The sequence below is a fragment of the Rhizobium terricola genome (assembly GCF_012927355.1).
Taxonomy (GTDB): domain Bacteria; phylum Pseudomonadota; class Alphaproteobacteria; order Rhizobiales; family Rhizobiaceae; genus Allorhizobium; species Allorhizobium terricola.
Genome location: NZ_JABBGK010000004.1, coordinates 175314 through 201991, shown reverse-complemented (window position 1 = coordinate 201991; position 26678 = coordinate 175314). Strand labels below are relative to the sequence as shown.

At 63.4% G+C, this 26678-nt stretch carries 23 protein-coding genes; 14 read left to right on the top strand and 9 right to left on the bottom strand.

What is annotated here, in order from left to right; translation table 11 throughout:
• Window positions 1–3: 3 nt before the first annotated feature.
• Window positions 4–1122, top strand: a complete 1119-nt coding sequence (locus tag HHL25_RS18500) for an iron-containing alcohol dehydrogenase (RefSeq protein WP_169594418.1) — start codon at window positions 4–6, stop codon at window positions 1120–1122.
• Between the two features lie 70 nt (window positions 1123–1192).
• Here the strand turns inward: HHL25_RS18500 and HHL25_RS18495 are convergent, their stop codons facing one another.
• The 7 genes from HHL25_RS18495 to HHL25_RS18465 form a co-directional block, all read right to left on the bottom strand.
• A complete protein-coding gene (locus HHL25_RS18495) occupies window positions 1193–1894 on the bottom strand; it encodes a FadR/GntR family transcriptional regulator (RefSeq protein ID WP_169594416.1) in 702 nt (233 codons plus the stop codon).
• Between the two features lie 3 nt (window positions 1895–1897).
• Window positions 1898–2926, bottom strand: coding sequence for a four-carbon acid sugar kinase family protein (locus tag HHL25_RS18490; RefSeq protein ID WP_169594414.1), 1029 nt, complete (start codon window positions 2924–2926; stop codon window positions 1898–1900).
• 272 nt (window positions 2927–3198) lie between these two features.
• The gene (locus HHL25_RS18485; protein ID WP_169594412.1) at window positions 3199–4335 is read right to left on the bottom strand and encodes a M24 family metallopeptidase; all 1137 of its coding nucleotides are present in this window, start codon (window positions 4333–4335) and stop codon (window positions 3199–3201) included.
• A gap of 45 nt (window positions 4336–4380) precedes the next feature.
• Window positions 4381–5634 carry an NAD(P)/FAD-dependent oxidoreductase gene (locus HHL25_RS18480; protein ID WP_169594410.1) on the bottom strand — a complete coding sequence of 418 codons (1254 nt, stop codon included), beginning with the start codon at window positions 5632–5634 and terminating at the stop codon, window positions 4381–4383.
• A 51-nt stretch (window positions 5635–5685) separates the two neighbouring features.
• A complete protein-coding gene (locus tag HHL25_RS18475; protein ID WP_169594408.1) occupies window positions 5686–6408 on the bottom strand; it encodes a GntR family transcriptional regulator in 723 nt (240 codons plus the stop codon).
• 127 nt (window positions 6409–6535) lie between these two features.
• Window positions 6536–7294 carry a response regulator transcription factor gene (locus tag HHL25_RS18470; RefSeq protein ID WP_169594406.1) on the bottom strand — a complete coding sequence of 253 codons (759 nt, stop codon included), beginning with the start codon at window positions 7292–7294 and terminating at the stop codon, window positions 6536–6538.
• Complete coding sequence (locus HHL25_RS18465) at window positions 7291–8514, bottom strand: sensor histidine kinase (protein ID WP_169594404.1); 1224 nt, start codon at window positions 8512–8514, stop codon at window positions 7291–7293. Before HHL25_RS18465 ends, HHL25_RS18470 begins: the two co-directional genes overlap by 4 nt.
• 280 nt (window positions 8515–8794) lie before the next feature.
• On the opposite strand from HHL25_RS18465, the gene HHL25_RS18460 reads away from it, so the two are divergent.
• The 6 genes from HHL25_RS18460 (at window position 8795) to HHL25_RS18435 (ending at window position 15838) form a co-directional block, all read left to right on the top strand.
• Entirely contained in the window at window positions 8795–9808 is a 1014-nt protein-coding gene (locus HHL25_RS18460; RefSeq protein ID WP_169594401.1) for an ABC transporter substrate-binding protein, read from the top strand.
• A gap of 110 nt (window positions 9809–9918) precedes the next feature.
• Window positions 9919–11379, top strand: a complete 1461-nt coding sequence (locus tag HHL25_RS18455) for an ATP-binding cassette domain-containing protein (protein WP_169594399.1) — start codon at window positions 9919–9921, stop codon at window positions 11377–11379.
• Complete coding sequence (locus HHL25_RS18450; protein WP_169594397.1) at window positions 11376–12320, top strand: ABC transporter permease; 945 nt, start codon at window positions 11376–11378, stop codon at window positions 12318–12320. Before HHL25_RS18455 ends, HHL25_RS18450 begins: the two co-directional genes overlap by 4 nt.
• The gene (locus HHL25_RS18445; protein WP_169594396.1) at window positions 12317–13264 is read left to right on the top strand and encodes an ABC transporter permease; all 948 of its coding nucleotides are present in this window, start codon (window positions 12317–12319) and stop codon (window positions 13262–13264) included. Before HHL25_RS18450 ends, HHL25_RS18445 begins: the two co-directional genes overlap by 4 nt.
• Before the next feature lie 43 nt (window positions 13265–13307).
• A complete protein-coding gene (locus HHL25_RS18440) occupies window positions 13308–14228 on the top strand; it encodes an SMP-30/gluconolactonase/LRE family protein (RefSeq protein WP_169594394.1) in 921 nt (306 codons plus the stop codon).
• 80 nt (window positions 14229–14308) lie between these two features.
• Window positions 14309–15838: a UxaA family hydrolase gene (locus tag HHL25_RS18435; protein WP_169594392.1), complete on the top strand. Its 1530-nt coding sequence runs from the start codon at window positions 14309–14311 to the stop codon at window positions 15836–15838.
• 61 nt (window positions 15839–15899) lie between these two features.
• On the opposite strand, the gene HHL25_RS18430 is transcribed toward HHL25_RS18435, so the two are convergent.
• Window positions 15900–17015 (bottom strand): HD-GYP domain-containing protein, encoded by a 1116-nt coding sequence (locus tag HHL25_RS18430; RefSeq protein WP_169594390.1) that lies wholly within the window; start codon window positions 17013–17015, stop codon window positions 15900–15902.
• A gap of 114 nt (window positions 17016–17129) precedes the next feature.
• Window positions 17130–18884: a methyl-accepting chemotaxis sensory transducer gene (locus HHL25_RS18425; RefSeq protein ID WP_169594387.1), complete on the bottom strand. Its 1755-nt coding sequence runs from the start codon at window positions 18882–18884 to the stop codon at window positions 17130–17132.
• A gap of 349 nt (window positions 18885–19233) precedes the next feature.
• Between HHL25_RS18425 and HHL25_RS18420 the strand changes: the two genes are divergently transcribed.
• The 7 genes from HHL25_RS18420 to HHL25_RS18390 all read left to right on the top strand — a co-directional run bounded on the left by HHL25_RS18420 (window position 19234) and on the right by HHL25_RS18390 (window position 26663).
• Window positions 19234–19563, top strand: a complete 330-nt coding sequence (locus tag HHL25_RS18420) for an STAS domain-containing protein (protein ID WP_169594385.1) — start codon at window positions 19234–19236, stop codon at window positions 19561–19563.
• Window positions 19560–19928: a response regulator gene (locus tag HHL25_RS18415; protein WP_169594383.1), complete on the top strand. Its 369-nt coding sequence runs from the start codon at window positions 19560–19562 to the stop codon at window positions 19926–19928. The genes HHL25_RS18420 and HHL25_RS18415 overlap by 4 nt, the downstream gene beginning before the upstream one ends.
• Window positions 19925–21958, top strand: a complete 2034-nt coding sequence (locus tag HHL25_RS18410) for a chemotaxis protein CheA (RefSeq protein WP_169594380.1) — start codon at window positions 19925–19927, stop codon at window positions 21956–21958. The genes HHL25_RS18415 and HHL25_RS18410 overlap by 4 nt, the downstream gene beginning before the upstream one ends.
• Complete coding sequence (locus HHL25_RS18405; protein WP_169594379.1) at window positions 21955–22455, top strand: chemotaxis protein CheW; 501 nt, start codon at window positions 21955–21957, stop codon at window positions 22453–22455. The genes HHL25_RS18410 and HHL25_RS18405 overlap by 4 nt, the downstream gene beginning before the upstream one ends.
• Window positions 22456–22481: 26 nt before the next feature.
• A complete protein-coding gene (locus tag HHL25_RS18400) occupies window positions 22482–24167 on the top strand; it encodes a methyl-accepting chemotaxis protein (protein WP_169594378.1) in 1686 nt (561 codons plus the stop codon).
• 214 nt (window positions 24168–24381) lie between these two features.
• Window positions 24382–26184 carry a methyl-accepting chemotaxis protein gene (locus HHL25_RS18395; protein ID WP_169594377.1) on the top strand — a complete coding sequence of 601 codons (1803 nt, stop codon included), beginning with the start codon at window positions 24382–24384 and terminating at the stop codon, window positions 26182–26184.
• Window positions 26184–26663, top strand: a complete 480-nt coding sequence (locus HHL25_RS18390; RefSeq protein ID WP_169594376.1) for a chemotaxis protein CheW — start codon at window positions 26184–26186, stop codon at window positions 26661–26663. The genes HHL25_RS18395 and HHL25_RS18390 overlap by 1 nt, the downstream gene beginning before the upstream one ends.
• The last annotated feature ends 15 nt before the right edge of the window (window positions 26664–26678 follow it).

The window sequence follows — 26678 nt, the reverse complement described above, 5'->3', positions numbered from 1 at the left end:
GCCATGACCAACACTTCCATCACGCTTCATCAACCGCGTCGCCTGGCTGTCGGCGCCGGCACCATCGGCGACGTCGGCGTCTGGGCTGGCGATGCAGGTTCGGCGCTCGTCATTGCGACGCCGATCACGGCAGGTTTCGTCGAACGCCTCGGATTCTCCGGAAAAGTCACGGTGTTCGACGCAATCCCGGGAGAGCCGGATATCGCAACGCTCGAGGCGGCGCTCGAAGCCGCGCGACAGTGCAGGCCCGACGTGATCGTCGGCCTTGGGGGTGGTTCGGTGCTGGATGTCGCCAAGCTCGTGGCGGCACTCTGGGATACGCAGCAGACGCTTGCCGACGTTGCCGGCCCGAACAGGGTCGCCGGGCGCAACACTCGTCTCGTCCAGGTCGCGACGACGGCGGGAACGGGATCGGAAGCCGGGATCCGTTCGCTGATCACCGATCCCGAGAAGGGAAGCAAGATCGCCGTCGAAAGCCCGTACATGATCGCGGACTTTGCCGTACTCGATCCGGAGCTCACCTACTCGGTCCCCCCGGCAGTGACCGCTGCAACGGGTGTCGATGCGATGGCCCATTGTGTCGAGGCCTTCACGAACCGGCGCGCGCATCCGATGATCGATGGTTTCGCGCGGATGGGCTTCCGCCTGGTCGGCAAGTATCTCGCCCGTGCCGTTCGCGACGGTTCGGACACCGAGGCGCGCGAGGGCATGATGCTCGCATCCTTCTATGGCGGCATCTGCCTCGGGCCCGTCAATACCGCCGCGGGCCACGCCATCGCCTATCCGCTCGGCACCCGCCTGCGGTTGCCGCATGGTCTGGCGAATGCCGTCATCTTTCCGCATGTGCTGGCTTTCAATCAGCCGGTTGCTGCCGGAAAGACCGACGAGGTCGCGCAGGCGCTCGGCCTGGGCGGCGGGCTGTCGCAGCAAGCCCTGTTGAGTGCGGCGCACGGCTTTTGCAAGGATCTCGGCATCGAGATGTCGCTCTCGGCCCATGGCGCGAAAGAGGCGGATCTGCCGCTCTGGGCGAGCGAGGCGCATGCCAACCGTCGCCTGATGGACAACAACCCGATCGACATGCAGGTCGAGGACGTGCACGCAATCTACAAGGCGGCCTTCTGAAGATTGCTTCTCCCAAGACGCATGACACCCCGGTCGATGGCCGGGGCGTCATGCGTTCAGGCGTGAATTTCTAGCGGGTCGTCTGGAAGAGACGTTCGCGCGATCCGGTCAGGTGGTCGAGCATCAGCTGTCTTGCGCCGGCGCCGTCGCCGGCCGCGATGGCATCGGCGATCGCTTCGTGCTCGGCAAAGACGCGGGAGAGGCCGGCCGTCTCGCGCTTGACGGAGGCGCCGTGGAACTTCATGCCGACGGCAATGTGGTCCTTCAGGGCCTCCATCGCGGTGGAAAAGTAGCTGTTCTGCGCGGCGCGGGCGATGGCCAGGTGAAACTGGAAGTCCGCATCTTCGCGGTGGGACTGGCGGTTGGTGGCGTCACGCATGAGCTCAAGCGCCTGGCGAATAGCGGCAAGGCTCACCGCATCGTGGCGGGCTGCCGCCGCGGCCGCCGCCGCCGGCTCCAGGGTTAGTCGGAATTCGTAGCAATTGAGAAGGTCCGCGACGTTTTCCAGCTGGCCGAAGCCGAGCGGTTCCTTCATCCCGAGGGCTCGCACGAAGCTGCCTGCGCCGCGACGGGAGTAGATCAGGCCCTGTTCCCGCAGACGGCGGAGCGCTTCGCGAATGATCGGCCGCGACACCTCGAACTCGGCCGCGAGGTCGTGTTCCGTCGGCAGGCGTTCATCCGGCTGATAGGCCCCCGACTTGATCGCACGGTGCATCCGTTCGAAGACAAGGTCGGCGAGGCTCTTGCGGGTCGTTCCGTTCTCCAGTCCCATTCGTCATCCCAGTTTCTGGAGGATATTGCCGGCGATCGTCCGGAGCGTGTCGGGTTGCCCGAATCCTCCGGACTTCGCGATGATACATTGTCCGCCGGCGTGAGCCAGACCCAAACCCGGCAGGCAATCGCCCAGCAGCCTGAAGCGCGTGATGCCCATACGCTCCAGCACGGCTTCGGCTGTTGCCCCACCGGAAAGCAGCAGGGTCGTCGCGGTCTCGGTCAAGGCCGGACAGACACCTTCAGCGAGGTTTTGTGATACCGCCAGCGGCGTGATCTCCGTGTCGCCCGGGGTGGCCTGGACGAGAGTGATCGGGCTGGTATCGGCCTGCAGGTCACGGAGGTGACCGTTCGGCGCCGGCAGATAGCGCAACGGGTACGCGGCCCTCAGTTCATCGATCTGCGCCAGGGTGATCGGATCGCGCGAGCCGACCACGAACAGCACCGGACCTTCCGGAATGTCCGCTGGGGTTGCATCCCTGCGGCCGGTCATCCGGCGCGCAAGTGCTTCGGCGAGGCCTCGCGCACCGATCAGGAGATCGAGGCCGGCCTTTTCCGCTGCCTCGAGTGCCGCTTCCATGTCGCCCGGTGTCAGGGTGTCGGGGATCGTCGCACGCGCGGCGTGGGGACCGAGCTTTTCTGAAACCGAAATCGGCGTTGTGACGCCGAAGCCTTCGATGTGGCCGGCGCGGACGAGGCGTCCAAAGGCCGGAATGGCAGGTGCCACCAGCGCGGTTTTAAATGGTGTCGCATCCAGTTCGGCAACGATATGGCCCTTCAGCCGCGAGTCGATCTTCTTGAAAAGACGCGTACCGGCGGGCAAAGCTCTGACGGCTGCTGCCGCCAGCTGATGCGCGGTGTTGCCATCGAGCTCCCGTGAGCCAGTATTGATGGTCAGGACCTCGGGTCTTTCGGCGAGTGCCTCGGAAACCGCTTCGACCCGGAGCGCGACTTCGGTGTGCAGCCCTCGTCCAGCAAACGGAGCAGCCGTATCCAGTGCGCCGGTCAAGTCGTCGGCGATGATCGCCAGCATGGACAAATCCTCAGAACCTGTTGTTATCTTTTATCGTAAAACAGGCTTTGAAATGTCAAGCTATTTTGAATGTTTGTTACAAATCGTTGATCTTTTTTGACTTGTGGAAGGTTGCCCTACTTCGCTGTTTGCGAGAGTTGGGAACGCGGTGGAACGCATCGGCTTCCGGGTCGGGCACCGGGAAAAGACGGACGCGGAAGTGTTATCTGCCGCGTCGCGGAGCCTGGTGAAGAGCTATCCGCGACGCCTGTCGACGGCCGCGGGAAGCGATGTCAGGCGAAGGGTTCCGTCGGGCCTTTTGCCGGCGTCGTGAACCATCGCGGACCCGATGCCGTCATGTGGATGTGGTCCTCGAGACGGATGCCGAACTGGCCGGGCACGACGATCATCGGTTCGTTGGAGAAGCACATGCCTTCCTCCAACCGAACCTGATTGCCGCGGACGATGTAGGGTTCCTCGTGGATTTCCAGGCCGAGGCCGTGGCCGGCGCGGTGCGGAAGGCCGGGCAGGCGGTAGTCCGGTCCGAGGCCATGGCGGGCGAGGGCCGCGCGTGCAGCGGCGTCGAGGCTTTCGCACGGGGCACCGATCTGCGCCGCGTCGAACACGGCCTGCTGGGCTTCCCGCTCGATCGCCCAGATCCGGGCAAAATCGGCGGAAGGCTCGTCCAGCATGTAGGTGCGGGTGAGGTCGGAGTGATAGCCGTCGATGCGGCAGCCGGTGTCAACGAGCACGACGTCACCTGGCGCATAGACCTGATCGCCGTCCGCGCCGTGCGGCAGAGACGTCGCCTCTCCGAAGGAGACGATGCAGAAGGTGGAGCCGCCTTCGGCGCCCAAGGCGCGGTGCTGTTCGTCGATGTAGCGGACGACCTCCGAGGCGCGGATGCCGGGCTTCAGGATGGCATGGGCGCGCCGATGTACCTCGAGCGTGAGGTTCATCGCATACTGGATGATGTCGATTTCCGTCTTCGACTTGCGCAGGCGGTGGCTGCGGACGAGCGGGCCGCCGTCGAGCAGGCGCTCCGCGCCAAGCTGGCGCGCCAGCGCATGATAGACGAAGAGCGGCAGGGAATCGTCCAGCGCGAGCTTGGCGCCATCCGGAACAAGAGAGGCAACGAGCGCAGCGCTGCTTTCCTCTTCCTGCCAGACATGGATTTCGCCGGGAAGATGGCGAAGGCTCTCGACGCGGCTGAGTTCGAAGCCCGGCACGATGTAGTGGCGTGCCGTCGGCGTCACGACGGCGCCCAGCAGGCGTTCGCTCTGATGCCAGACAAGGCCGGTAAAGTAGCGCAGGCTCTCGGTCGAGCCGAGCAGAACACCGCCGAGGTTCTGTTCCTCGATGGCTTTGCGCAGCCGCGAAAGCCTTGCCGATCTTTCCTGATCAGAGATCTTGGGGTGGGGGAGGCTCATTGGGGGGCGCCTTTCAATAGGGTCCGGGTCCGGTCTCGGCGGCGTTCAGTTGAACCGACCGGGCCGGAAGGGGGTGATGTCGATGCTGGTCGGCCTGTCGGCTGCGAGCTCTGCCACCAACCTGCCGGTGCCGGCGGACTGGGTGAGGCCGAGGTGGCCGTGGCCGAAAGCGTAGATGACCGATCGGCTGCCGCTCGCGCGTCCGATCACCGGCAGGCAATCGGGCATGGAGGGACGGAAGCCCATCCATTCGCGGCCGCCGGTCGTCTCGAGTTCGGGCAGGAAACGCTTGGCCTTGGCGAGCAGGGCCCTGGAGCGCTGGTAGTTCGGCGGAAGGTCCAGGCCGCCGAGTTCAACAGCACCACCGACGCGGATGCCTTCGGCGAGCGGGGTGACGACGAAGGCGTGATCGTTGAAATAGAGCTGTCGCTGGAGGCGGAAGGTCTGGGGCGGCAGCGTCGTGTTGTAGCCGCGCTCGGTTTCGAGCGGCACCCGGTCGCCGAGGCCTGCGGCCAGTTTCCGCGACCATGCCCCACAGGCGACAACGACCGTGTTGGCCGAGATCGTCGTGCCATCCCTGAGTGTCACAACATTTCCGGCTCCTGCCGGCGCGACAGCCGTCACCTCGCCCTTCTGGAAGGTCACGCCGCGCGACATGACAAGATCGACGAGGGCCTTCGTCAGACCTTTCGGGTCGTTCACCTGAATGCCGTCGGAGGCATAGATGGCATGGCGAAACTGCGGAGCGAGCCCCGGCTGGAGCGCGTCGATCTCGGCACGACCGACGCGGTTGAACTCGAAGCCGGCCTTTTCCTTCGCGCGCCAGTCGGCGGCCGCAGCATCGAAGCTCGCCTCGCTGTCGTAAAGGTCGAGGGTGCCGGTGTTGTCGAAGAAGGAGGCCAGCGCGGCAGTCTCCCTGACGCCGTGCATCGCCGTCGAGGCGAGGTGCATCATCGTCGTCTGCGCGGCTATCCCGTGTTCGAAGGCGCGGCGCGAACTGGCGCGCCAGAAGTGCCACAGCCAGGGTGCGATCTTCAAGGCATAGGCCGGCGGGATGCTCAGCGGGCCGAGCGGGTCAATCAACCACTTCGGCGCCTTGAACATCACGCCGGGCGACGGAATGGGAATGATCTCGGGAAAAGCGAGAATGCCCGCATTCCCGGCGCTGGCGCCCGCCGCGGCCTCTTCCCGCTCGATCATGGTGACCTTGCGCCCGTCGTTCTGGAGGTGGAAAGCGGCCATTGCCCCCACGATCCCGGCTCCGATGACGATGACGTCGGCATTTGTCTCAGCGGCCATGAAATCTTCCCGTCGTTCTTCCGTGTTGATGTGGTCTGTGTCTCGCCGCGATCAGAGCTTGTCGATCGCCAGCGCATTGTTCATGTCGCGGGCCACGTATTCCTGGATCTGCCGGACAATCTGTGCGGCATGGTCGATCGCCAGGCGGTCGGCACCCTCGACGTCGCCTGCTTCGATCGCGGCGATCATGTCCTCGTGCTCGCGCACGTATTGCAGCGGCAGGCGATCGTCGAAGGTGGAATAATAGAGGCGCAGGATGCGCCGTCCCTCGTCGAGCAGGCGCGCGAAGAAGGTGGTGTAATAACCGTTGCCGCCGAGTTCGGCGATCGCGACATGGAATTCGCGATTGGCCTCGATCATCGCATAGGCATCTTGCGCGCGAACCGCGGCCTCGAATTCCGTCTGGCGCTGGCGAATGACGGCCATCGCCGCAGGGTTCCGCTTGCCGGCGGCGGCACGCGTGGTGACGCGATACATCAAGGTGAGCGCATCGAAATAGGTGGGGAGGCTGGCGAAGTCGATGGTCGCGACGATCGTGTTCCTGTTCGGTAGCGTCGTCACCAGTCCGTCGGAGGAAAGCCGGAGCAGCGCCTCGCGCACGGGGGTGCGGGACATGCCGAAGCGCTCGGAGAGCCGGACCTCATCCAGCGGGCTTCCCGGCGGCAGGCTCATCGCGAGAATTTCCTGCCGGAGCGTGTTATAGACCGTCTGCGTTCCTGAACCACGGGACCGCGGGGTATCGACGTTGCCGTCGTCTGTCGTCGTGTCTGTCATGATGTCGCCTGCAGCCGGTTAGGGATGACTGGATTTCTATCTGCATGCATATTGTCGACAGCGAGATCGTGCAATCTCTTTTTGCCGACAAGATGTCGCTGTCCGGTCCAACTGCCTCAGGAAAGCGTCAGGCAGATGCCGAGCGGCGGGCTACTGTGCTTGCCGGCCTGCGATCGAGCCACTGTTCCAGCTCGGCTTCCGCCCTTTCGAGTGCATTGTGGTTGAGAAGCTTGCGGAGCAGGGCGACGGTCACGGCCCGGGCGCGCAGATTGAAACGGCCTTCTTCCTGTTCCTCGCCGATCGGCTGGTAGACGCCGAGTTTTTCGTAGAGCTGCTGGAGGCGGTTCTGCACGCTGCGCAGGGAGAGATTGCGCCGCCGCGCGATCGCCCGGTCGGTGAGGCCAAGAGCGATGTCGATCAGGATCTCGTATTCGGAATCGGTGAAGCCGCGGGCATGTCCCTGGCTTTTCTGCTGCAGTCCCCGCACTTCCCGGTCGATGACGCACTGCCCCTCGATGAAGATCGAGCGCAAGGCCAGCCTCAGCCGCTCGTCGGACGCCGACTTCAGCACGTAACCGTAAGCCGCGCCTTCCGGAACGATCCGGGAAATGCCGCGGACATTCGCTTCGTCGGCATAGTTCGACCAGAACAGGATGCTGGTTTCCGGCCGTTCCTTCCAGATGGTGCGGGCCGCCTCGATGCCGTTGCGCGGGCTCATCTGCAGGTCCATGACGATAAACTCCGAGCGATGTTCCCGCGCGAGTTTTTCGCCGACGAGCCCGTTCTCCGCCTCGAAGACCATGTCGCATTCCGGCAAGGCGGAACGGACGGCTTCATTGAGATACGCCCTGTGCAGTGCGTCATCCTCGACGATTAGGACTTTCATTGTTCAGTCTCCTCGTCCGGCAGGGGCAGGCTGACCCGAACAAAGGTCTCGTCCTGCTCGCGGCCAAAGTTGAACCCGGCAGAGATCAGCCGCGCTCGGGTCCGCATGTTTTCCAGTCCGCTACCGGGCCGTCTCGCGACCTTGCCGATGCCGATCCCATTGTCCCGCACCTCCAGCAGCAACTGACCCGCGGCACAGGACAGCCCGACCGCGATGCAGTCGCCCTGCGCATGGCGGATGGCGTTGTTGATCGCTTCTTGCGCGATGCGGAACAACGCGACGCGAACCGAATGGCCGAGACGTTCGGTTGCGCCATCGGTGCTGTCGGTCAGCGTGTGTCCGATCGGCAGGCCGCTGTCGCGGACGGAGCGCTCGAGGTGGTTCTCGATCGCATCCGTCAGTCCGAAGAGCTGCAGGACCGAGGGGCGCGCCTCCTCGATGATCTGCCGAAGATCCTGCATGGAATGTTGCAGGCTGCGGAACAGGGGCTCAAGGGTTTCTCCGCTGATGGTCGGCATCAGGCTCAGGCGCTCGAGGCGCTTGGCGAAGCGGGTAAGGTCGGCGAGTGTCTGGTCGTGCAGGTCCATGCCGATCCGCTGGCGCTCGGCTTCGAGCGCTTCGGTCAGGCGAAGGGCGCCGAGCCGCAGCCCCTCTTCCCGGGCGCGAGCCTCGGCTTCGACGATCGCCGAGCGCTTGGCCTGTTCGGCCGCCCTGAGCGCGAAGAAATAGGGTGCCAGAAGGTCGGCGATCGCCCGGGCGCGGGCGACGTCGGCGGGCGTGTAGAAGTCGGGCTTACGGCTGGAGCAGGACAGTGCGCCGATCGTCTCGCCCTGCACCTTGAGCGCCACATGCAGGCGGCTGCGCAGCCCGTGCTCGAAGATCGGCCGGGAGAAGGCGCCGGAGAAGTTGAAGGCCGGATCGACGCCTGCATCGGCAGTCAGCATGCATTCCACTTCGCCCTTCAGCAGTTTGCGGATCGGGCTGTTTGAGACGAGGGCCGGGGGCATCTTGCCCCAGTCGGTCTCGAAGCCGCTCTCATAGGCTGTATGATAGGTGTTGTCGGGCGAGATGATGCAAACGTCCATATGGTCGTTCGGAATGATCAGGTTGATTTCCTTGGCGACCGCGCGTATGGCGGAGTGGAATTCGAGCTGCCCGGCCAGCAGGCGCGAAATCGCCAGGTACTGACCCAGCAGCGATGCCGAGGCGTCTTCGAGCATGATGACCTCCCGGCTTGGCATGCTCCCTCCAGAGCTCGCGAAGCCTCCTCCATTCTGTTGCCATTAGCGCAAAAAGCGCATACGGCGTCCTGCGGAATTCCGCAAATATCCTGCGGGATCCCGCAGGCTCCCTGCTTCAATTCGTCTATACAGCTTTTTCGCTTTCATCCATCCTGAATTCACTGAGGCCGAAATCCTCAGGGGAGCAACATTTCCGGAGCGGCCGTTGAGGAGCGGTCCCGGAAATCCGCCGGACCTTACCGGCTCTAGGGAGAGAGAGATGACCTTCAGGAACGTATTCCTGGCGTCGGCTGCGCTTGTCTGCGCCGCCATGCCGATGACTGCCCATGCCGATACTTCCGGCAAGAAGATTGCGCTGTCGAACAACTATGCCGGCAATTCCTGGCGCCAGGCCATGCTGACCAGCTGGGACAAGGTGACCAAGGAAGCCGTCAAGAGCGGCATCGTCGCCGCCGCCGATCCGTTCACGACCGCGGAAAACCAGGCGACCGAACAGGCCGCGCAGATCCAGAACATGATCCTCGAAGGCTATGACGCCATCGTCGTCAACGCCGCTTCTCCGACCGCGCTCAACGGCGCCGTCAAGGAAGCGTGCGACGCCGGTATCGTCGTGGTTTCCTTCGACGGCATCGTCAGCGAGCCATGCGCCTGGCGCATTGCCGTCGACTTCAAGGAAATGGGCCGCAGCCAGGTCGAATACCTGTCCAAGAAGATGCCGAACGGCGGCAACCTGCTCGAAATCCGCGGCCTTGCCGGGGTCTTCGTCGATGACGAGATCTCCGCCGGCATCCACGAGGGCGTGAAGCAGTATCCGCAGTTCAAGATCGCAGGATCGGTGCATGGGGACTGGGCACAGGACGTCGCCCAGCGCGCCGTCGCCGGCATCCTGCCCAGCCTGCCGGAAATCGCCGCCGTCGTGACCCAGGGCGGTGACGGCTATGGTGCTGCCCAGGCCTTCGAAGCTGCCAAGCGTCCGACGCCGACCATCGTGATGGGCAATCGCGAGGACGAGTTGCAGTGGTGGAAGAAGCAGAAGGATGCGAGCGGCTACGAAACCATGTCCGTCTCCATCGCGCCGGGCGTCTCGACGCTCGCCTTCTGGGTCGCCCAGCAGATCCTCGACGGCAAGGACGTCAAGAAGGATCTCGTGGTGCCGTTCCTGCGTATCGACCAGGACACGCTCGAAAAGAACCTCGAAACCACCGAGAAGGGCGGCGTCGCGAACGTCGAGTACTCGCTCGAGGACGCCCAGGCGGTGATCGCCGGCAAGTGAGCCTTTTCATCACGGTGCTCTTCACGCCGTGATCTCCCGCCACCCGGCGCCGTCTCGATGGCGCCGGGTGGTCAATTCACGAAGCTTTCGGACAGGCAGTGGCTAAAGGCATGAGTATCGAAGCCGATCACCAGGCGGTTGTCTCCGCTCGCGGAATCAAGGTCGAGTTTGGCGCGGTCAAGGCTTTGGACGGCGTCGATCTGTCGATCATGCCCGGCGAGGCGCTTGGTCTTGTCGGCCATAACGGCGCCGGCAAGTCGACCATCGTCAACGTCATCAACGGCGGGCTCCTGCCGCATCAGGGCACGATCGGCTATGGCGGCACGACCGGCTCGGGCGGGATTGCGACGGCGCGGGCGAACGGCGTGCGCTGCGTGTTCCAGGAGTTGTCGCTCTGCCCGAACCTGACGATCGTCGAAAATACCCGGGTGATGCATGCCGGATTGTCCGGCTTCGGCTGGCGCCAGCGGGCGCTTTCCCTCATTCGCGCCAAACTCGACGAAATCTTCCCCGGCAATCACATCGACTGCACATCGACCGTCGGCGAGCTTTCGATCGCCGAGCGGCAGATGGTCGAGATCGCCATCACCTTTGCCGCGGTCACCGACACGCCGAAACTTGTCATCCTGGACGAGCCGACATCGTCGCTCGACGCGGGGCTTGCCGAACAACTGCTTGCTCATGTGCGCCGCTACGTGGCGGCCGGCGGGGCGGTTCTTCTGATTTCACACATCCTCGGCGAAATCCTGTCGACCTCGAGCCGCATCGTCGTGATGAAGGACGGGCGGGTCGTGGCTTCGCGACCGGCGGCAGAATTCACTGTCCACAGTCTCGTCGAGGCGATGGGCAGCGTGGTCAAGGAGCGTGCGCGGGGCGGCGCCCGTGCCCTGGCCGACGCGCCGCCTTCGATCGAGCGGGCACCTGCCTTCGGCTCGCAGATCGCCTTCAAGGCGCGCAAGGGCGAGATCATCGGGCTGGCCGGCCTCGGAGGGCATGGCCAGACGGACATGCTGCTCGACCTCTTTCGCGATCGCAGCAGCAACTGGCTTCCCGGTCACGGCGATGCGATCGCCTTCGTCGCAGGCGACCGTGCCCTCAACGGCACCTTTCCGCTGTGGAGCATCCTGAAGAACCTGTCGATCGGCAGTCTGCCGCACCTCGCGCGGATGTCGACGATCGATGAACGAGGCGAGCAGGCGCTCGGCACGGACTGGAAGAACCGCATGGAAATCCGGACGCCCGACATGGGCAATCCCATCCTCTCGCTTTCCGGCGGCAACCAGCAGAAGGTGCTGTTTGCGCGCGCGCTTGCGACCCGCGCCGAGATCGTGCTGATGGACGATCCGATGCGCGGCGTCGATATCGGTACCAAGCAGGAGGTCTACGCCATCCTGCGTGCGGAGGCGGAGGCCGGCCGGACATTCGTCTGGTATTCGACCGAGATGGATGAGATCTGCCTTTGCGATCGCGTCTATGTCTTCCGCGACGGAGCCATCGTCGCCGAACTCGCCGGGGCGGAGATCGAGGAGAAGAACGTGCTTGCCGCATCGTTTTCGGGAGAGGCCGCATGAAGGCTCCTTCCGCCAATACGCTGCGCCTGATGCTGCCGGCCGTATCGCTCGCCGTCCTGCTTGCGGCGGTGTTCTACATCCAGCCGCGGGCCATGGGCTATACCGGGCTCAACCTGCTCTTCAATCTGGCGGTGCCGATTGCGCTCGCGACCATCGGGCAGATGCTGATCATCGCGGTCAACGACCTCGACCTGTCGATCGGCACCTTCGTCAGCTTTGCCGCCTGCGTGACGGCCGTCTACATGCCGACCTCGCCCTTCATCGCCATTGCGATCCTCGGAGCCGCAATTGCCACCTATGCGGCGCTCGGCATGATCATCCACCTGCGCGACCTTCCGTCGATCGTCGTGACGCTTGGCATGAGCTTCGTCTGGGGCGGGCTTGCCGTGATCATCCTGCCGGCACCGGGCGGGGAAGCGCCGGCCTGGCTGCGGGCGGTCATGGTGTCCAAGCCGCCCTTCGTGCCGATGGCGATCATCGCAAGCATCCTGATTGCCGTCTGCGCCCATCTTCTGGTGATGCGCACCACCTTCGGCGTGCTGATGCGCGGGGTGGGCGGCAATGCCCGGTCGGTTGCCCGCGCCGGCTGGTCGGTGCTGTGGCTCAGGGGAGCGACCTATGCCGCCGCCGGCTTCTTCGCGGTGCTTTCCGGCATCGCGCTCGTCGGGCTCACCACCTCGGCCGATGCCAACATCGCCCTTCGCTACACGCTGCTTTCGATCGCCGGCGTAATCCTCGGCGGCGGTGAATTCGTCGGTGGCCGGGTCTCGCCGGTCGGGGCGGTCATCGGTGCGCTCACGCTGACGCTTGCCGGCTCCTTCCTGTCCTTCCTGCGCATTTCTCCCGACTGGCAGATCGGCGCGCAGGGAGCGATCCTCATCATCGTGCTCGGGCTTCGGCTGGTGCTCAACCGTCGCGGCCAGGAGGAGAAGCAGCCATGACTCGCGTTACCGCGCTTTTCGGCAAGGCCTGGATCTGGTCTTTCGTCGCCGCTATTGCCACCTGGATCGTCACCGTTCTCTTCACGGGCGGCGCGAGTTCGGCCGGCCTGTCGCAGGCGGCCCTGACCTTTGCGGCGTTTTCGGTGATCGTCGGTCTCGGGCAGATGCTCGTCATCACGCTCGGACCTGGCAATGTCGACCTCTCCGTTCCGGCGACAATGACCCTTTCCGGCACCATCGCACTCAAGCTGATGGACGGGCAGGACGCGATGATCGTCGTCGGGCTTTTCGTCGCAGTCCTGATCGGCATCGTGGTCGGCATGCTCAACTATGCGCTGATCAAGATCCTTCGTATTCCGCCGATCATCGCGACGCTGTCGATGAGCTTCATCGTGCAGTCCTCTGCCATCTGGTACAATCGCGGTCTGCGCATCAAGCCGCCGGAACTTTTGGCGGAGTTCACCACGTCGACGACATTCGGTGTGCCCAACATGGCGCTCGTCGCGCTTCTGCTGTCGGTCATCGTCTGGTGGTTGCTCGACCGTGCCGTCTTCGGCCGCTGGATCTCGGCGATCGGCCAGAGCCGCTTTGCGGCCCGGATGGCCGGAATTCCGGTCGACGGAAGCCGGCTGCTTACCTATGTGCTGTGCGCCGTGCTGGCCGCGGTCTGCGGCTACCTCCTGGCGAGCTTCTCCGGCGGTGCGGCACTCAACATGGGCTCGGAATACCTGCTCATGTCGATCGCCGTGGTGGTCATCGGAGGTTCAGCGGTCGCCGGCGGAAATTCCAACGTGCCGGGCATATGGGGCGCGTCGCTCTTCATGTTCCTGGTCGTCTCAATGCTCAACACCTACGGTTTCGGCGCCGGCATCCGGCTGATCCTGACCGGCCTGATCATCTTCACCGTCATCCTCGTCGCCAGCCGGCCGCAGCGGGGAGCCTGACATTGCACTCCAATTCCTTCTCCAGCCTTTCGGAAATCAAGCCATGGTGACTGCCCAATCCTCGATCTACGAGATCCGCGACCCGCGCTTCAGGCAGTTGATCGTCGCAAGCGCCGGCCTCGACGAACTCTATTCCGACTGCCGCTGGGCCGAGGGACCGGTCTGGTTCGGTGATCTCGACTGCCTCGTTTTCAGCGATATTCCGAACCAGCGCATGTTGCGCTACGTTCCCGGACACGGTGTTTCCGTCTTCCGGGCGCCGTCGAACTTTGCGAACGGCAACACACGGGACCGGGAGGGGAGGCTCGTCACCTGCGAACACGGCGGTCGGCGCGTCACCCGCACGGAAATCGACGGGCGGATCACCGTGCTTGCCGACAGCTATCAGGGCCGGCGCCTCAATGCTCCGAACGATGTCGTGGTGAAAACCGATGGCAGCGTGTGGTTCACCGATCCGACCTATGGCATCCTCTCCAACTACGAGGGCTACCAGGCCGAGCCCGAACAGCCGACCCGCAACGTCTACAGGCTCGATCCCGCGACCGGTGCGCTGTCGGTCGTGGTCGACGACTTTCGCCAGCCGAATGGGCTCGCCTTCTCGCCCGACGAGACCAAGCTCTATGTGGCCGATTCCGCCCGAAGCCATGATGAGACGGCTCCGAGCCATATCCGCGTCTTCGACGTGGTCGACGGCACCAGGCTCGAAAACGGCCGCGTCTTCTGCGATCTGGACAACGGCATTCCGGACGGTTTTCGCGTCGATATCGCCGGCAATGTCTGGACCTCGGCCGGCGACGGCGTGCATTGCTTCGCATCCGACGGTACGTTGCTCGGCAAGATCCTCGTGCCGCAGACGGTTGCCAACCTGACCTTCGGCGGGCCGCGGCGCAATCGCCTCTTCATCACGGCGACGCGGTCGCTCTATGCCGTCTACACGACCGCGACCGGTGCCCAGTATCCGTAAGGCCAGCATCCGTAAAGCATGACACCGCGACGGATCGCGCTACGATGTCTTCATTTCTCGAATTTCAGGGAGGCCCGGCGATGTCCGATGCCGTTTCGCCGATCATGATTCTCAATGCTGCCGACGATGTCGGTGTGGCCCGCAAGGTCATTCCGGCCGGCGCGGCAGCCGGACCGGAAGGCCTTGTCGCAAGAAGCCAGATCGGCCGCGGACACAAGATCGCGCTGCATGCGATCCCGAAGGGCCAGGAAGTGCTGAAGTTCGGCCAGGTGATCGGGGTCGCCTCCGCACCCATCGAGGCGGGCGACCATGTCCACCTGCACAATCTGGACATGATCGACGCCCATCACGACTACGATTTCGGCGGCGTGGCAGGCCCCGCTCTTCTACCCGAAGCCGAGCGGCGCACCTTCATGGGTTTCGACCGCGGACCGGGCGGCGTCGGGACCCGCAACTATATCGGCATCATCTCGTCGGTGAACTGTTCCGCCACCGTCTCGCGCTATGTGGCGGAGCATTTCAACCGGCATCACGGGCTCGATGGCTTCCCCAATGTCGACGGCGTCGTGGCGCTGACCCATGGCAGCGGCTGCGCGATCAACACCAAGTCCGAGGGTTATAGGATCCTCACCCGGACCATCCAGGGCTATGCCCGTCATCCGAATTTCGGCGGCATCCTGATGATCGGCCTCGGCTGCGAGACCAACCAGATCGCGCCGATCCTGGAACACTACAAGCTGGCCGAAGGCACGCTTCTGCGGACGATGACGATCCAGCAGACGGGCGGCACGCGCAAGACCATCGAGGCCGCCTGCGAGGCGATCAACGAAATGCTGCCGATCGTCAATTCGGTCGGGCGCACGCCACAGCCGCTTTCCGGCATCAAGCTCGCGCTCGAATGCGGCGGGTCCGACGGATATTCCGGAATTTCGGCCAATCCGGCGCTTGGCTTCGCTTCCGACATGCTGGTTCGTAACGGTGCGACGACGGTGCTGGCCGAAACGCCGGAGATCTATGGGGCGGAACACCTGCTGACACGGCGTGCGGTCAATGCGGATGTCGCGCGCAAGCTGCTCGATCGCATCGAGTGGTGGCGCCAGTATACCGCCCGCAACGGCGACGAACTCAACAACAACCCGTCCTTCGGCAACAAGCTCGGCGGGCTCACCACCATTCTCGAAAAATCCTTGGGCGCCGTCGCCAAGGGCGGATCGATGCCGCTTTCGGCCGTCTACGAATATGCTGAAATGATTACCGAACCCGGCTTCGTGTTCATGGATACGCCCGGATACGACCCGGTCGCCGTCACCGGCCAGGTGGCCGGCGGCTGCAACGTCATCTGTTTCACCACCGGTCGCGGCTCGGTCTCGGGATTCAAGCCGGCGCCGTGCATCAAGATCGCCACGAATTCCGAAATGTACCGCCACATGCAGGAAGACATGGACCTCAACTGCGGCGACATCGTCTCGGGCGAGGACACGATCGAGGCGGCGGGCGAACGGATCTTCGAGGAGGTGATAGCGGTGGCGTCCGGAAAGAAGACGCGGAGCGAGGAATTCGAATATGGCGACAACGAATTCGTGCCGTGGCAGGTCGGCGCCGTGACTTGACGACAGTCACAGCTATTGCCGATAGAGGATGCCACAGAGCCGGAATTGCCGGATCCGGCAGTTAGTTCGAGGCATAGCGGCGCATCTGAATCTGTTCTTCTGTTGAGCTTTCATCTGGACCTGCTGCTGCAGGCGATGAGGTGCCTTCCAGACGATCCGAGAGATAAAGCCTGCGGATCTGATCCCAGCGATTGCAGAAGGCCTCGACGCATGCGGGATCGAAGTGCTTTCCCGAGCCGTTGACGATTTCGTGGCGGGCGATTTCGAGCGGCCAGGCCGGCTTGTAGGGGCGTTCCGAGCTCAGGGCGTCGAAGACGTCGGCCACCGCAACGATGCGGGCCTCGAGCGGAATGACCGGGCCTGTAAGCCCCTTCGGGTAGCCGGTGCCATCCCACTTCTCGTGATGGCTTGCGGCAATCCGTTCCGCGGTCCTGATCAATTCGGACTGGCTGCCCGAAAGGATCTCGGCGCCGTATTCCGTGTGGCGCTGCATCTCGAGCCGTTCCTCCGGTGTGAAGGTGCCCGGCTTCAGCAGGACACCGTCCCGCACGCCGATCTTGCCCACGTCATGCAAAGGGCTTGCGAGATAGATGATGCGGGAGCGTTCCTCGCCGAGCCCGAGTTCCTCGGCGATCAGCTGGGCGACCGCGGCGACCCGTTCCAGGTGACTGCCGGTCTCGCCGTCACGACAGCCGATCGCTTTCGACAGGCGCCAGATGATCTCCTTCTCCTGGCTCTCGATGCGCTTCAGACCGGCCTCGACATCGCGTTCCAGCGATTGCGCCCGTTCAGCAAGGGCGCGCTGGGCGCGACGCAGATTCAGCTGGTTCCTGACACGGAGCGTCAGCTCGGCGGCGTCGAAGGGCTTGCCGAGAAATTCGGTCGCGCCGGCTTCGATCGCGGCGATCTTGATCACATTTTCCCGTTCGGAGGTGATCATGATGATCGGCACGTCGGCGGTCGACGGCCGGCTTCGGATCCGCCGGATGACGTCGACACCGTTCAGCACCGGCATGGTGTAATCGACCAGAACCAGGTCCGGCGTTTCCCGGGCGACGTGGTCCAGGGCTTCTTCCGGCTTCAGGAAGGTACGCACGTCGCAGTCGTCGATCTGCCCGACGATATGACGGAGCAGGGCCAGAACGGCCGCGCTGTCGTCAATGGCAATAACGCGCATGAGGGTCTCCGCAATGAATTCTTCTGAATGGCTCGTCCGCCGAAGGGACATCGACATTTCGGGCGAAAAAGGCCGCATCATGCGGAACCTGGCAGTCGGTCCGGCCTGGCGGCCTCAAAAGAGAGCGTCTTCGAAGAGTTCCTCGTCAGATGCAGGCACGCCTGTGACGGCCGTCGCCTGGTTGATGGCGGCGGCAGGGGGCGCGCCGAAGATGTCGGCATGCAATTCGCGCTCGGCAGCCATGGTGTAGAGCCGGCCGATGCCGGCGCCGACTTCGATCATCGGGCCTTCGATATCCGAGGTGTCGGGGAGGGCCGCCGGCGCTTCCTCGGCGATCTGTTCGGCGCAGCGATCGAGGATCTCGCCGAGTTCTGCCCGGAAGTCGAGCTTGCGGATGGTGTTCTGCATCTGCTCGGCCGCTCCCTGGCCTTGCTGGTCGACCATTGCGAGGCTTGATTCCATGCGTTCGGCGGCCTCGCGAATGCTGTCCAGCGTGCCGCCGAGTTGCGCATCGAGATCCGTCTCTGGCTCGCTCGAAGCGTCGGCCACACCGGACAGCGCGTCGGCGCAGGTGCCGAGTTCCTGGAGGTGGGAGAGAATGTTTTCCGCGCTTTCGTCCATCTGACCCGCAAAGGCGCGGAGTTCCGCGGTCACGACATTGATCGCGCGACCCTCCTCGCCGATCCGGCTGCAGCGCAGATTGGTGTTGAGCGCCATGTACTGGATATCGGTGCGTACGACGCGGACGATTTCGATGCCTTCGAGCAGTTCGCGGACGATCTGGCTGGTGCTGCGGCTCAACTCGTCGGATTCCAAGGCTGATGACGTGACGGTCCGGACGACGTCCTGGGCGCTGGCAACGCCGGCTTCGAGCTGACGGATCAGGCTGTTGCCGGTGCCCTCATCGTCGTTCATACCCGCGTGGAACGAAAGGATCGAGGCGATGTCGGCGTTGAAGCTGCCGACGGTCGAGACAATCTTTGCTGTGTCGCGGGCAAAATCGGCGCGGGTCTGATCGAGCTGCCGCTGCACGAGAGTGAAGACGCTTGCCCGGAGCCTTGCCTTCTGATCCCCGGAAAGCGCCCGGCCACCGTCACCATCAAGATATTCATCGATAATGGTGAGGCTCGACTGGCAGTGTTCGATCCGCTGGCGGGTGATGTCGCCGATCTGCATTGCGGACAGAACGGTCGCCAGTTTTCCCTGGACGGCGCCGGCGAGCCTGCGTACCGATTGTGCGGCCACGGCGAGCTGCCTGTGGTGTTCCGCGAGCTGCCCCGAACCGCGTCCGAGATCAGCGGCGATGCTCGGTACAAGGTCGCGGTAGCTCCTGAGGATCTGCTGGCCACGGCTTGCGGCCGGCTTCAACTGTTGCGAGAGCTCGACCAGGTTGGCGGAGAAGCCTTCGACCTGTTCGCTGCCGTAGCGGATGCGTTCGATTATCTCTTCGGCAAAACCGGCAAATTCGCTGATCCCGGCGCCGGTGATCTTGGCTGTGACGGCAAAGGTCCGGAGATAACGCAGCGTCTCGCGCATGCGTCCCACTTCGTTTGCGAGGTCACGCTCGATTTCGCCAATCCGCGCGAGGCTCCGCTGGCGGTTCTCTTCCAGTCTCGGGAGCTCGGTGAGTCTCTTCATGATGCTGGCAAGATCGTCCCTGGTCCGGTCCGCCGCCTCTCCGCTCAACTGGCCCATCATCGCGTCGAGCGTGTCGATCATCTTGGACACAGTGTCGAGTACGGTAAGAAGGACCGTGCCACCTTCGAGGAAGCGGGTTTCGATCCGGGATCGGGCGTTCTCCAGCTCTGCGGAGAGGTCTGTGGCGAATTCGACGCTTGTGGCTAGAGCCACTTTCTGGATGATCGGCACTTCTTCTTCTCCGCGGCAATAGTCTTTTTTGTTTTTCTAATTTAACGGTCGCTTTGTTTTACTATAGATTCTTAAGGGTGATTGGTGCGCCGCTTCCCTATCGTTAAGGATTTGGCGCCGCTTTCCCGTTGAACGAACCTGTGATGCAGCATCCGCCCACGTGAATTAACATCATGATAAAAATGGGAAAATAACGAACGCCTTGGTTAATGAAACACCCTTGGGTCGTGCATTGTTTTCGCATGCACGTTTTGGGGTCTGAAAAGTCGCATACGACATTCACATCTCGTTAACCGGCGACCGCCAAGATTTTGACAAATATCGATCCTCTGTTGGATGATTCGAAGTAATGTCTGGCAACAATCAAAATTGTATTGTAGTAAAATTAGAAAAAACTACAAATATACGAAATATATCCAGTTTCTTTTCTGATGTGATTTCTGCGTTTTCTTCCGGCCGATCGGTTGAGATCGATGTCGCCGACGCAGTCGAGGTCGACCTCAGTTTCGTGCAACTCGTCGAGTCTGCGCGCCTTCATGCCGGGGCGAACGGCAGGTCGCTTTCCATGTCTCGGCCTGCCAGCGGAGCGCTGCTCGATGTGCTCGAACGCGGTGGCTTCATCGAGACCGCGTTCGAGGAGGACGCACTGTTCTGGCTTCACAAGGAAACCGCCCAATGAGTGCACATATCCTGACCGTCGACGATTCCGCCAGTATCCGGATGACGACGAAGATTGCGCTGGCGAATGCCGGCTACACGGTGACGGAAGCGGTCGATGGAGCCGACGGGATTGCCAAGCTCTCGTCCGGGACGTTCGACCTGATCGTCACCGATCTCAACATGCCGAACATGGACGGGCTGACGATGATCCGGGAGTTGCGCAAGATGCCGGCGCATACGGGCGTGCCGGTCATCTTCCTTACCACCGAGTCCGACGGCGAGATCAAGGCCCAAGCCAAGGCAGCGGGCGCGACGGGATGGCTGACCAAGCCCTTCGATCCTGAGAACCTCGTCAAGATCACCAGGAAAGTCCTCGGCAAATGAGTGGAACCGATCCGATTGCCGTCTTTCTCACGGAGGCTGCCGAACTGCTCGAGCAGATCGAGATCGGCCTCCTCGACCTGACCCACAGGCTCGACGACAAGGAACAGATCGACGCGGTCTTCCGCGGCCTTCACACGCTCAAGGGTTCGGGCGCCATGTTCGGCTTCGATGCTCTGGCTGCCTTCACCCATCACTGCGAAACCGCCTTCGACCGCGTCCGCAAGGGTGATGTCCCCGCAAGCCAGGAACTGGTTGCGGCGGTGCTGGCCGCGCAGGACCACATGAGGGCCCTGATCGAGACGCCGCTCGGTGAGCACGACGACAAGAGCAGCGCCCTGCTCGATGCGCTTCATGCCGCAGTCAACGGTGGCGCCCAGGTTTCCACATCTGCCGTCCCCGAGACCAAGTCCGCCGCGGCTCCAACGAAGCGCGAGGAAGACAGGGCCGGGTGGATCGTGCGCTTCCGCCTGCCGGCCAATGCGATGGCCAACGGAACCAATCCGCTTGGACTGCTCGACGAATTGCGCGATCTCGGCGCCTGCCGCGTGACCGTCGACAAGAGCAAGCTTCCTCCGCTCGAGGCGCTGAACCCCTCCGACATTCATCTGGGCTGGACCGTCGAGGTGATGACGGACGCGGATCGCGCCGCGGTAGAGGACGTCTTCATCTTCGTCATGGACGATATGGAGCTGTCGATCGAACCGATCCTTCGCGCTGCGGCGCCGGCCGCCCAGGTGATCGAACCGACTGTCATGCCGCCTGCGCCGGTCGCAGAGGTTGCGCCGGCAAGGCAGCCATCCGTTGCAGCCGCCCCGGTATCGCAGCCGGCCGCCGCCGAACAGAAACAGGCCAAGGCTTCGGAAAACGTCCGCGTCCCGGCAGAGCGTCTCGACGAGCTCATGGACCGCGTCGGCGAACTGGTGATCGCCCAGTCGCGGCTGTCGCAGCTTGCCGATGCCAGCATCGAGATCCAGCTTCGGGCCGTCTCGGAAGACATCGAACGGCTTTCCGGCGAATTGCGCGACACGATGATGGTCCTGCGCATGATGCCGGTCGCGAGCCTGTTCGGCCGTTTCCGCCGCCTCGTCCACGACCTCTCCCGCGAGACGGGCAAGGTCATCGAGCTCGAAACCGAGGGCGAGACGACCGAAGTCGACAAGACCGTGATCGACCGCCTGGCCGATCCGCTGGTCCACCTCGTGCGCAATTCGATCGACCATGGTCTCGAGACGCCCGACGAACGCCGGGCCGCCGGCAAGCCGGAAGCGGGGCGCGTGCTTCTGTCGGCACGCCAGTCGGGCGGTGAAGTCATCATCACCGTCAAGGACGACGGTCGCGGAATCAATCGCGAAAGGGTCCGCGCCAAGGCGGAGGCCTCGGGCCTCATTCAGCCGGGGGCCGCTCTCACCGATCAGGAATTGTTGCAGCTGATCTTCCAGCCCGGCTTCTCGACTGCCCAGCAGATCACCAATCTTTCCGGCCGCGGCGTCGGGATGGACGTGGTGAAGAAGACGGTCGAGGCGCTGCGCGGGGCGATCGAAGTCATCAGCACGCCGGGCAACGGCTCGGAAATCTCCCTCCGGATCCCTCTGACGCTCGCGATCATCGACGGGCTTCTGGTTCGCGTCGGTACAGGCGCCTATGTCATCCCGCTGTCTGCCGTCGAAGAATGCCTGGAGCTGTCGCCGGAAGACGACATGCGTTCGCGTGGCCGCAGCTTCATTTCGCTGCGCGACAACCTCGTGCCGTTCATCCGGTTGCGGGAACTGTTCTTTACGCGGACTCAACCGGATCCGTTCCAGAAGATCGTCGTCATCTCGACAGGCGCTGAGCGCGTCGGCCTCGTCGTCGACCAGATCATCGGCGACCACCAGACCGTGATCAAGTCCCTCTCCAAGCTTCATCATGACGTCGCAACCTTCTCGGGCGCGACCATTCTCGGCGACGGCAACGTGGCGCTTATCCTGGACGTCGCCCATCTGGTGGCAGCCGGACAACAACAGGAGGCGCAGTTGCGCGCGGCCGGATGAAATCAGTGGCTCAGCAGACCGTCGACCAGTGGGGCGACAATGACGACCGCGAGGTCCTGACCTTCGACCTCGCCGGCGAGACTTTCGCCTTCGACGCCACCATGGTTCAGGAAATCCTCGATCTCCTGCCCGAAACTGCGGTGCCGGGGGCAAGGCCCTTCGTCGGCAGCGTCATCAATTTTCGCGGCAAAGTCATTCCACTTGCCGACATTCGCCTTGCCTTCGGAATGGAAGCGACGGGAACGACCATCGACAGCCGCATCATCGTCGTCGAACTGGACATCGAGGGGGAGCCGACGCTTGTCGGCGTCCGGACGGACAAGGTCCATGAAGTCACGACACTCAGCCGAGCGTCGCGGGAAAATCCACCGAGCGTCGGCATGCGCTGGCGTGCGGACTATATCGACTGCCTCGTCAAGCGGGGTGCGGACTTTGTGATTTTACCGAACCTGAAAACAATTTTTTCCGCGAAGAGAGACGTTCAAGCCTCTGCTTGAACGGCCGCGGGTGGGGGATTTTTGAAATGCGGCTTTCCATCAAACTGAAATTGTCGCTGGCTTTTGCCTTCCTGATCGCGATGCTCATCGGCGTCGCCAGTTACGGTCTTGTCAGCCTTGGTCACTCCAAGGACAGCTCCGACGAGGTCATCGACGTTACGGTCGTTCGTCTCGACAAGATCCAGCAACTGAAATCCCTGATGCTGGTCACGGTGCGCGCGCAGAAGAACATTCTCCTTGCCCGCACACCGGCCGAGATGAGCGGCTTCCTTGAGCAGAGCAAATCGACCAAGGCGGATTTTAACGCCCTCTATTCGGAGATGTCTTCGTCTGCGAGTGCCGCCACCAAGGCCTACTGGAACGAGCTCGGTGTAGTCCTCAAAAAGTTCGAGGAAAGCGACGAGCGCATCCAGAACCTGGTGCGGGTCGGCAGCGTCGCCGAAGCAACCGCGCTATCTTCCGAGGGCGGACGTGACGACGCCAATGCGCTGACCAAGAAGCTCGAAGAAGGTGTGCAGATCAATCGTGACCGCCTGCAGGAAGCCAAGACCCGCACGGACGAGGAATATCTGCAAACCCGCATGGTGATGATCGTCGTCTCCGTTGCAGCTCTCCTGATCGGTGCAGTCACGGCCTTCTGGATCGCTTACGGTATCAGCCGCGGCCTCGGACGTGCGGTCTCGGTGGTTCGGGACGTTGCAGAAGGGGATCTCACCAAGATGGCGGAGATTACCAGCCGTGACGAAATCGGCGAGCTCTTGAGCTATGTGAACAGCATGGTGGAGCGCCTGCGTGGAGTGGTTGCGGATGCGCTTTCGGCATCGGACAACGTGTCGTCGGGTAGCCAGGAGCTGTCGGCAAGCTCGGAACAGCTGAGCCAGGGTGCGACCGAACAGGCGGCCTCGGCGGAAGAGGCATCCGCCTCGATGGAGCAGATGGCGGCCAACATCAAGCAGAACGCCGACAACGCCGCCCAGACGGAAAAGATTGCCCGCCAGTCGGCCAAGGACGCCGAGACCTCCGGCGATGCGGTGAACCGCGCGGTTGCCGCGATGCGGACGATTGCCGAGAAGATCTCGATCGTCCAGGAAATCGCCCGCCAGACCGACCTTCTCGCGCTCAACGCGGCGGTCGAGGCCGCCCGTGCCGGCGAACACGGCAAGGGCTTTGCGGTGGTCGCCTCCGAAGTGCGCAAGCTTGCCGAGCGCTCGCAGTCGGCAGCCGCCGAAATCAGCGCGATGTCCGGCGAAACGGTGCAGTCGGCGCAGGATGCCGGCGAGATGCTGAACCGCCTGGTTCCGGACATCCGCAAGACGGCCGAACTGGTGGCTGAAATCTCGGCCGCCTGCCGCGAGCAGGATATCGGCGCCTCGCAGATCAACGAGGCGATCCAGCAGCTCGACAAGGTGACCCAGCAGAATGCCGGTGCATCGGAAGAGATGTCGGCGACGTCGGAAGAACTGGCGGCCCAGGCAGAGGAGCTGCAGAGCTCGATCGCCTTCTTCCGGGTGGACGCGGCAACCCGCGGCACCCAGCCGAAGGCTGCTGCCCCTGCAAACCGTCCGGCACCGGCCGCCAAGGCTCCGGTCCGTTCGGCCGCCAAGGCCGCTCCGACGGTTGCGGCCCAGCAGGCGCGGGTCAAGGGTTTTGCCCTCGACCTCAACATGGGCGGGCCGGATGCGGCCGACGCCCAGTTCAAGGAGAGTGCCTGATTTCGGGAGGAGCCTGAACTGCTGTCGCGCCCAGGGGGACGGGCGCGGCATACAGGACCCGCGTGTGTATGCGCTGGGACCGCAAGTGCCGGAAAGCCAACGAAGATGAAGGTGAATGGATCGCCTTGTTTCGCTGAAGCGCCGGCTTGCCACCAGCAGGCAACGGAACAGCCGTCGCCTAAAGCCTTCACAGATACACGCGGGACATAGCAACATGCGCTTCACGATCAAACTCAAACTGGCCATCGCCTTCGGGTTTCTCATCCTCATGCTGGTCGGTACTGCCGGTTACGGCATCTTCAGTCTCGCCAATTCCAAGTCGGGCATGGACGAGGTCATCGATGTGACCGTTGCCCGCCTTGACCGGATGCAGCAGCTGAACGCCATCTCGCTGTCGACCGTTCGCGCCCAGAAGAATGCAATCCTTGCGACCTCCCCGCAGGAAGTACAGCGCTTCGCCGAAGCGAGCGCCGAAAGTCGCGCCCACTTCCGTCAGATCTTCGAAGAGATGGCGTCGACCGCAAGTGTTGCGACGCGCGACTTCTGGCAGGAGCTCCGTGCGATCGTCGACAAGTTCGAGGCCAGCGACAGCCGCGTCCACGAATTCGTTCGCAACGGGAACACGGCCGCTGCCTCGCAGCTGTCGTCGAACGAAGGTCGTGACGACGCCAATGCCTTGACGAAGAAGCTGGAAGAGGGCGTGCAGATCAACCGGGACCGCCTGCAGGAGGCAAAGGCCACGACCGATGCCGACTACAATTCGACCCGCACGTTGCTCGTCTCTCTGTCCGTGATCGCCACCCTGGTCGCAGCCGCAACCGCATTGTGGATTGCGCTCGGCATCAGCGCCGGCCTGCGCAAGATCATGGCCGTGGCCGATGCTGTTGCCATTGGCGACCTCGACCAGAATGTCGAGATGAAAACCAATGACGAGATCAAGGACCTCGTCGACACGATCAACCGCATGACGTCCAACCTGAAGGCAATGGCGAACGTTGCCGAGAAGATTGCCGAGGGCGATCTGATGGTGACGCCGAAGCCGCAGTCCGAAAAGGATACGCTCGGCCTCGCGCTGGCAAGCATGGTGGAGCGCCTGCGTGGAGTGGTCGCGGATGCGCTTTCGGCATCGGACAACGTGTCGTCGGGTAGCCAGGAGCTGTCGGCAAGCTCGGAGCAGCTGAGCCAGGGTGCGACCGAACAGGCGGCCTCGGCCGAGGAAGCGTCTGCCTCGATGGAGCAGATGGCCGCCAACATCAAGCAGAACGCCGACAACGCCGCCCAGACGGAAAAGATCGCCCGCCAGTCGGCCAAGGACGCCGAGACCTCCGGCGATGCGGTGAACCGCGCGGTTGCCGCGATGCGGACGATTGCCGAGAAGATCTCGATCGTCCAGGAAATCGCCCGCCAGACCGACCTTCTCGCGCTCAACGCGGCGGTCGAGGCTGCCCGTGCCGGCGAACATGGCAAGGGCTTTGCGGTGGTCGCCTCCGAAGTGCGCAAGCTTGCCGAGCGCTCGCAGTCTGCCGCCGCCGAAATCAGTGCAATGTCCGGCGAAACGGTGCAGTCGGCGCAGGATGCCGGCGAGATGCTGAACCGCCTGGTTCCGGACATCCGCAAGACCGCCGAACTGGTTGCCGAGATTTCTGCCGCCTGCCGCGAGCAGGATATCGGCGCCTCGCAGATCAACGAGGCGATCCAGCAGCTCGACAAGGTGACCCAGCAGAATGCCGGTGCATCGGAAGAGATGTCGGCGACGTCGGAAGAACTGGCGGCCCAGGCAGAGGAGCTGCAGAGCTCGATCGCCTTCTTCCGGGTGGACGCGGCAACCCGCGGCACCCAGCCGAAGGCTGCTGTCTCCGCAAACCGTCCGGCACCGGCCGCCAAGGCTCCGGTCCGTTCGACCGCCAAGGTCGCTCCGACGGTTGCGGCCCAGCAGGCGCGGGTCAAGGGTTTTGCCCTCGACCTCAACATGGGCGGACCGGATGCGTCCGACAGCGAATTCAAGGAGAGCGCATGATGGCCGGCATGTCCGACGAGGCACAGTTCGTCACCTTCGCCCTCGGAAAGGAAGTCTTTGCCGTTCCGGTCGAGGTCGTGCGCGAAATCCTCGACTACGAGGAACTGTTCCGCATCCCCAACGGTCCCGACTACCTGATCGGCCTGCGCGATGTGCGCGGGCAGGGTGTGCCGACCATCGATCTTCGTCTCAAGCTCGGTCTGTCCAGGACCGAGCCCACCCCGAACACCCGCGTTCTCGTGCTCGACATTCCGCTCGCGGACCGGATGCTGTCGCTTGGAATGGTGGCGGACCGGGTATTCGAGGTTATTCCATTCCGGCGCAACCAGATCGAGGCGGCTCCGGAGATCGGCGTGCGGTGGAGTTCCGAATACATCGCCGGCGTCGTTCGCCGTGACGAGGGCTTCGTGGTCATCGTCGACCTCGCCCGTCTGCTTTCGAGCGGTGACACTGCGCTCCTGTCGCGCAACGCCGCCTGATCAGACCGGAGCCCG